This is a genomic window from Nocardia amamiensis NBRC 102102 (assembly GCF_001612745.1).
GTDB lineage: Bacteria > Actinomycetota > Actinomycetes > Mycobacteriales > Mycobacteriaceae > Nocardia > Nocardia amamiensis.
The window spans coordinates 20,821-27,522 of sequence record NZ_BDBA01000183.1 but is presented as its reverse complement, the minus strand read 5'-3'; the positions used below and the strand labels follow the sequence as shown (position 1 = coordinate 27,522).

Genomic DNA, 6,702 nt, shown 5'->3' with positions numbered 1-6,702 from the left:
CCGGCAGGGGCGCCACGCGCGGGGTGGTCACACCCGGCTGCGTCGGACCGCCCAGTCGGGGGTCCTTCTGATCGGGCGCGGCATGGTCGGAGTCCGGAGTGGTGACGCCGGGCTGGCTCGGGGTCGGCTTGCTCTCCGGCTTCTGCGGATCCTGGTTGGACTCCGGCTTGTTCGGCTCGGCTTGGGTGGTCTCCGGCGTGCTCGGCGACTCGGTGACGCCCGGCTGCGTCGGCTGATCGTTGGGAGCCGCCCCCGCCGGCGCCGCGAAGAGAGTGGCCACTGCGGCCGCTGTGGCCAGTGGCAACGAGGTGCTCGCCATCGCTCGCTGCGCCCGACTCGGCTTACGATGTTTCACTTGCAATTCCCTTCCCGGGTGCGGCTTGTCGGCCGCATTCAGTTGTCCCTGGGTGAGACGCCCGATCGTCGAACGACCCGAATCGTTCGTCGTGCCGATTTGGAAAGGAACCCATCCCCCCGCACCGAACCTCGCGACCGCCCTCCGATCGCATCTCTGTCGAGGAGTGAACCATATGTGCGCACAATGAGCAACGCGGCGAATAGCCAAGGGTGACAAGCCCACCCGCGCCGCACGCCAGCCCCGTGTTCGCGGGGCATGATGTCCGATACCGGACACGGCACAGCGCGGGTCACATCGACGTCAATCCAGATCGTCGTGCCGCATCAGCAAACGGGCCGCCTCGGTCACCGAACCGGTGAGCGACGGGTAGACCGAGAAGGTCTGGGCCAGGTCGTTCACCGTCAGATTGTTCTGCACCGCAAGCGCGATCGGCAGGATCAGCTCCGAGGCGATCGGCGCCACGACCACGCCGCCGATCACCACACCGGTGGCGGGACGGCAGAAGATCTTGACGAAACCGCGTCGCAGACTGGACATCTTGGCACGCGGGTTGGTGTTCAGCGGCAGCATCACCGTGCGCGCGGGCACCTCGCCGTTATCGATCGCGGTCTGGCTGACCCCGACGGTCGCGATCTCCGGCCGGGTGAACACCGCGGAGGCAACGGTCTTCAAGCGAATCGGGCTGACGCCCTCGCCGAGCGCGTGGTACATCGCGATCCGTCCCTGCATCGCGGCCACCGAAGCCAGCAGCAGCAGACCGGTACAGTCTCCCGCGGCGTAGATACCGGGCACCGATGTGCGCGAGACACGGTCAACCCGCAGATAGCCGCCACGATCGAGTTCGATGCCGACCCGGTCCAGTCCGAGCCCTTCGGTATTGGGTGTCGAGCCGACGGTCATCAGCGCGTGCGAGCCCGAGACCGTGCGCCCGTCGGACAACTTGACCACGATGCCCTCGGCGGTTCGCTCTACCGCGTCCGCGCGGGCGTGCTTGACCAGCTCGACACCACGCTCGGCGAGCGCGTCCTCCAGCACGAGCGCCGCGTCGGCGTCCTCGTGGGGCAGCACGCGGTCGCGGCTGGAGACCAGCTTCACCCGCACGCCCATCTCGGTGTACGCGGAGACGAACTCGGCGCCCGTCACGCCGGAGCCGACCACCACCAAGGTCTCCGGCAGCTCCTCCAGGTCGTAGAGCTGACGCCAGTTGAGAATGCGCTCGCCGTCCGGTTCGGCGCCGGGGAGCACGCGGGGGCTGGCACCGGTCGCGATCAGCACCACCTCGGCCTCGATGGTCTGCTGCGCGCCGTCGGGCAGCTTGGCGAGCACCCGGTGCGCGGCCAGACGACTGTCGCGATCGATCAGCTCGCCGCGTCCGGCCAGCACCGTCACCCCGACGGTCTGCAGCTTCGAGCGGATATCCGACGACTGCGCCAGCGCCAGCGCCTTCACGCGCGCGTTCACCTCGGGCAGTTGGACGTGCGCCTGATTCGGGTCGAGGGTGATCCCGAGATCGCGGGCGCGGCGCAGGTCGGTGCGCACTCCGGTCGAGGCGATGAACGTCTTGGACGGGACGCAGTCCCACAGCACACACGCCCCGCCGATGCCGTCGCAATCGATAAGCGTCACTGACGCACCGTGCTGGGCCGCCACCAGCGCCGCCTCGTAGCCGGCCGGTCCGCCACCGATGATCGCGATGCGGGTCATTGATACCTCCGCTCGTGCTTCGCGCCGGGATCTCCGGCGCGATGTCAACGTTATCCGGCAACCGCCTCGCACCACCGACCGCGTTACCGGTGCGCGGCAGCTCCCCGCCGCGCGCCGCGCCGCAGGTGCGGCAATCGAACGCGGTCGGCGAAGGTTATTGGCTACCCTTTGCTAGTGCCGATCTATGCCGCCTACGGGTCCAACATGGACGCAACGCAGATGCTCGAGCGCTGTCCGCACTCCCCCATGTCCGGGACGGGCTGGTTGGATGGCTGGCGGCTCACCTTCGCCGGTGACGACATCGGCTGGGAAGGGCCTCTCGCGACGGTCGTCGAGGACCCGGACTCCCGGGTGTTCGTCGTGCTCTACGACGTGTCCCCGGAGGATGAGCAGCGGCTGGACCGCTGGGAGGGCTCGGACTTCGGTATCCACAAGAAGATCCGCCTGCGGGTCACCCGCGACACCGACGGCGACAGCGAACCCACCCTCGCCTGGCTCTACGTACTGGACGCCTACGAGGGCGGACTGCCATCGGCCCGCTACCTCGGCGTGATCGCGGACGCTGCCGAGAAAGCAGGCGCGCCAGCGGATTACGTGCACGAACTACGCACCCGGAACAGCCGCAACGTGGGGCCGGGCAACTTCGGCTGACCACATGTTCCACGCCGGACGACAGTGGCATGGCCCACCCGAAGACTCGCCCCCGGGGTCGACCACGCCGCTGTCCGACGCGACGCTGTCCGATCGACGCACTCCCGGCCCCGTCGGGTGCGAGTCTTACGAGCACCGTTCGCGGCCCGGCTCGCGTCCGAGTGGGCGAAGCGCATGCGCCGCAGGCGCGAGTCTCGCCCGCTCGGACGCGAGCCACAAAGGGGCCGCAAACACCCAGCGCCGCAGGCGATGGAAATCAGACAGAGCCCGTCTCGCGTCCGAGCGACCGAAGCGCATGCGCCGCAGGCGCGAGTCTCGGGCGCTCGGACGCGAGACTTCCAGGGGCCGCAAACACGCAGCGCCGCAGGCGCTGCAAATCAGACACAGCTGAGCACGATATTGCTCAGCACCCGGACGCCGACCGCGAGCGCTCGCTCATCGATGTCGAAGGTCGGCTGGTGCAGATCCAGCTGTTCGCCTTCGCCGGACCAGACACCGAGGCGGGCCATCGCGCCCGGCACCTCTTCCAGGTACCAGGAGAAGTCCTCGCCGCCGCCGGACTGCATGGTGTCCGCCAGCGCGTCGGGACCGAGCGCGCGGATCGCGTCCTCGAACATGCGGGTGGAGTGCTCCTCGTTGACCACAGGAGGCACGCCGCGCCGGTAGTTGAGCTGGTAGCGCACGCCGGTCGGGGCGAGCAGCCCGTCCACGATCTCGCGCACCATCGGCTCCAGCAACGACCAGGTGTCGTGATCGCCGGTGCGGATGGTGCCGGTGAGCATGCCGGTCTGCGGAATCGCGTTCGGCGCCTTGCCCGCGCTCACCGCGCCCCACACCATCACGGTGCTGGTGCGCGGGTCGATGCGGCGGCTCAGCAGGCCGGGCAGGCCGGTGATCACGGTGCCGATCGCGTAGACCAGGTCGCTGGTCAGGTGCGGGCGTGAGGTGTGGCCGCCCGGGGAGTCCAGGACCAGCTCGATCGTGTCGGCCGCCGAGGTGATCGCGCCGACGCGGATGCCGACCCGGCCCACCTCCAGACGGGGATCGCAGTGCAACGCGAAGATCCGCTCTAGTCCCGCCATCGCGCCGGTGGCGACCACGTCGATCGCACCGCCCGGCATGATCTCCTCGGCGGGCTGGAAGACCAGCCGCACACCGACCGGCAGGTCGGGCACCTCGGCCAGGGCCAGCGCCGTGCCGAGCAGGATCGTGGTGTGCGCGTCGTGGCCGCACGCGTGCGACACGCCCGGCACGGTGGAGGCGAAGCTCAGTCCGGTGAACTCTTGCAGCGGCAGCGCATCGATGTCGGCGCGCAGACCGATCCGGCGACCCTCGGGGCCGATGTCACAGACGAGACCGGTGCCGCCAGGTAGGACCTGCGGCGACAGGCCGGCCTTGGTCAGCCAGGCCGAGACGAACTCGGTGGTGCCGAACTCGGTGCGGGACAGTTCCGGGTTGGCGTGGATGTGCCTGCGCCACCCGACCAGGTCGACCGTGTGATCGGCCAGCCACGACTCCACCGCTTCCCGCCCGGCTCCCATGGTCTCCGACACCGCGGAGCTCCCGAGGCCTTCCGTGACTACGCGGGCGCCCGCTGTCGAACCCGTCGCCTGCGCCGCCGAACGGCCGGTTGTGCTCACCGAATGTCCTCCTGTCGTTGAACTAGCCGTTGCAACAACCTGTCTCTATGCATGTCATCGCGTGCGACCCTGATCGCGGTACGCGCGAGCGCGAGCGCACCGTCGAGGACCGCGCGATCGGCCGAGGCGTTGACGCTCGCCGCGGCGAAGCCTGGCTGATGTGTCACCGCACCACCGGCATCGATGCCGATGACCGGGTGAATGCCCGGGATGACATTGGTCACGTTGCCCATGTCTGTGCTCCCCAGCGGCCGTTGTGCCTCGAGTTCCGAGGCGAGCGGCACACGTCCCAATCCGATGATCTGCTCGCGGTAGGCGAACAATAACTCCGGATCCGGGGTCAACTCGGTGTACGTCGGCGCGAGCGTCCGGATTTCGTGGGTGCAGCCGGTCGCAAGGGCGCCCGCCTCGAAGCAAGCCGACGCTCGTCGCGTCAGATCATCAAGGGATGCGGAGTCGACTGCGCGTAGGTAATACAGCAGTTCCGCACGTCCAGGCACGATGTTGGGGGCTACGCCACCGTCGCCGACTATACCGTGCAGTTGCTGGCCCGGCAGGAGATGTTGTCGCAGCAACCCAAGGGCGACCTGCGCGACGGTGACCGCGTCGCCTGCGTTGCGGCCCTGTTCAGGGGCCGCGCTGGCGTGCGCCTCGCGTCCGTGGAAGACCACCGACACGTCGGCCAGCGCCAGCGAGCGGGCACCGACGATGTCGAGCGGACCAGGGTGCACCATCATCGCCATCGCGACGTCGTCGAACACGCCGCGCTCCAGCATCAGCACCTTGCCGCCGCCGCTCTCCTCGGCAGGCGTGCCGAACACCAGCACCGTGATACCCAGCGCGTCGGCGACCTCGGCCAAGCCGAGCGCCGCACCCACCGAGGAAGCGGCGATGACATTGTGGCCGCACGCGTGCCCGATCTCGGGCAGCGCGTCGTACTCGGCGCAGAGACCCACCGTGAGCGGCCCGCTGCCATAGCTGGCGCGGAAGGCCGTCGGCAGGTCCGCGACACCGGACTCGATCTGGAAACCGCGCTCGGCCAGCGGTGCGATGGTCTTGGCGACGCTGCGCGTCTCCTCGAACGCCAGCTCCGGTTCGGCGTGGATCGCGTGCGAGAGCGCGATCAGCTCGGCGGACGCCGCGGTGATCGCCGCGTCGCTGCGGCCAGCCGCGTCATCCGAACCCACAGCGTGGTCGTCGCGGTGCAATCGGTCGTGCCCGCTGCGCGGAGGTGGCATGCAACACAGTCTCGCACTGTGTGAGCAAACCGGCTCTGCCTGATTTGCGGCGCCTGCGGCGCCGCGTGTTCGCGGCTGTGCTTGTTTGGCCGCGACTTCGTCGCGGCGTGTTCGCGGCCCATCTGTGGCTCGCGGGCCGCGAACGGCAATGCTCGATCTCGCTGCGCTCGAAAGCGAGGGTCGGGCCGGTGTGGTCACCTAGGCCGAAGCCGCACGACCTGGGTGCGTCCTTTGGGTGGGAGTGCCTTTGGCGAGGCGTGCGCAGTCCAACGCACGCTACGGCGAAGAGGGGTCAGCCGAAGGCCAGATTCTCCGGGGTAGTCGGCACCGCGAGTCCGGCCAGCGCCTTCGCGTGCAGTGCGCGCTTGATCACCGGCAGGTTCGGCTTGCGATTGCCCGCCAAGGCGGCCGCCCGCCCGATAGCGGTCGCGAGCAGCGCGGATTCGTCCGCCCTGCCGTCCACGATGCCCGCGGCGATCGCCTCGTCGGCCGAGTAGCGGTGTCCCGTGGTCATCGCCTGCACGCAGACCTGGTTGCTCAGCCGCTCGGTGAGCAGGGCGTTCATACCGACGGTGAACGGCATGCCCAGGTGCACCTCGGGCAGGGACCAGAAGCCGCGGTCGGCGCGCATCACCCGGAAGTCGTGCGAGGTGGCCAGCATCGCGCCCGCGCCGAAGGCGTGGCCGTTGACCGCCGCGACGGTCGGCAGCGGGAAGCCGAGCAGGCGGGTGTAGAGCGAGTGCACGCGGTCGAGGTAGCCGTGCACCTTGTCCATGTTGCCGAACAGCCAATCGGTGTCCAGGCCGTTGCTGTAGAACTTGCCGGTCGCGGTGGTCACCAGCGCGGCGGGCCCCTCGGAGCCCTCCACCTTGTCCAGCAGTGCGTGGACCTCGTCGATCCAGTCCGGGTGGAAGCGGTTCTCACTGTCGGTCTGTCCCTCGGCGCCGAGGTAGACGACGAACACTTCCCCTTCACGTTCCAGATACGGCATGCGTGCAGCGTATCCGGCGGCCGCGGAAAGTCCTACTCGCGGGTAGGACTCCAGTGCGGCCCGCACGACGTCTGCTCCCCTGGACAACCCATCCGTCCACCGACCTGGCGCTAGAGTGAC

General features: G+C 69.1%; 5 protein-coding genes and 1 pseudogene. 1 reads left to right on the top strand and 5 read right to left on the bottom strand.

The window, feature by feature from the left end:
- A pseudogene (locus tag NA4_RS28865) lies at positions 1–280 on the bottom strand (hypothetical protein); the annotation flags it as partial.
- A 378-nt stretch (positions 281–658) separates the two neighbouring features.
- Entirely contained in the window at positions 659–2,062 is a 1,404-nt protein-coding gene (locus NA4_RS28860) for an NAD(P)H-quinone dehydrogenase (RefSeq protein ID WP_067476957.1), read from the bottom strand.
- Between the two features lie 174 nt (positions 2,063–2,236).
- On the opposite strand from NA4_RS28860, the gene NA4_RS28855 reads away from it, so the two are divergent.
- Positions 2,237–2,713: a gamma-glutamylcyclotransferase family protein gene (locus tag NA4_RS28855; RefSeq protein WP_067476954.1), complete on the top strand. Its 477-nt coding sequence runs from the start codon at positions 2,237–2,239 to the stop codon at positions 2,711–2,713.
- Positions 2,714–3,090: 377 nt separating this feature from the next.
- Here NA4_RS28855 and NA4_RS28850 read toward each other — a convergent pair whose 3' ends face one another.
- The 3 genes from NA4_RS28850 to NA4_RS28840 form a co-directional block, all read right to left on the bottom strand.
- The gene (locus tag NA4_RS28850; RefSeq protein WP_067476983.1) at positions 3,091–4,254 is read right to left on the bottom strand and encodes a M20 family metallopeptidase; all 1,164 of its coding nucleotides are present in this window, start codon (positions 4,252–4,254) and stop codon (positions 3,091–3,093) included.
- A gap of 95 nt (positions 4,255–4,349) precedes the next feature.
- Entirely contained in the window at positions 4,350–5,591 is a 1,242-nt protein-coding gene (locus NA4_RS28845) for a M20 family metallopeptidase (protein WP_084497519.1), read from the bottom strand.
- Between the two features lie 292 nt (positions 5,592–5,883).
- Complete coding sequence (locus NA4_RS28840) at positions 5,884–6,582, bottom strand: enoyl-CoA hydratase-related protein (RefSeq protein WP_067476981.1); 699 nt, start codon at positions 6,580–6,582, stop codon at positions 5,884–5,886.
- Positions 6,583–6,702 lie beyond the last annotated feature (120 nt).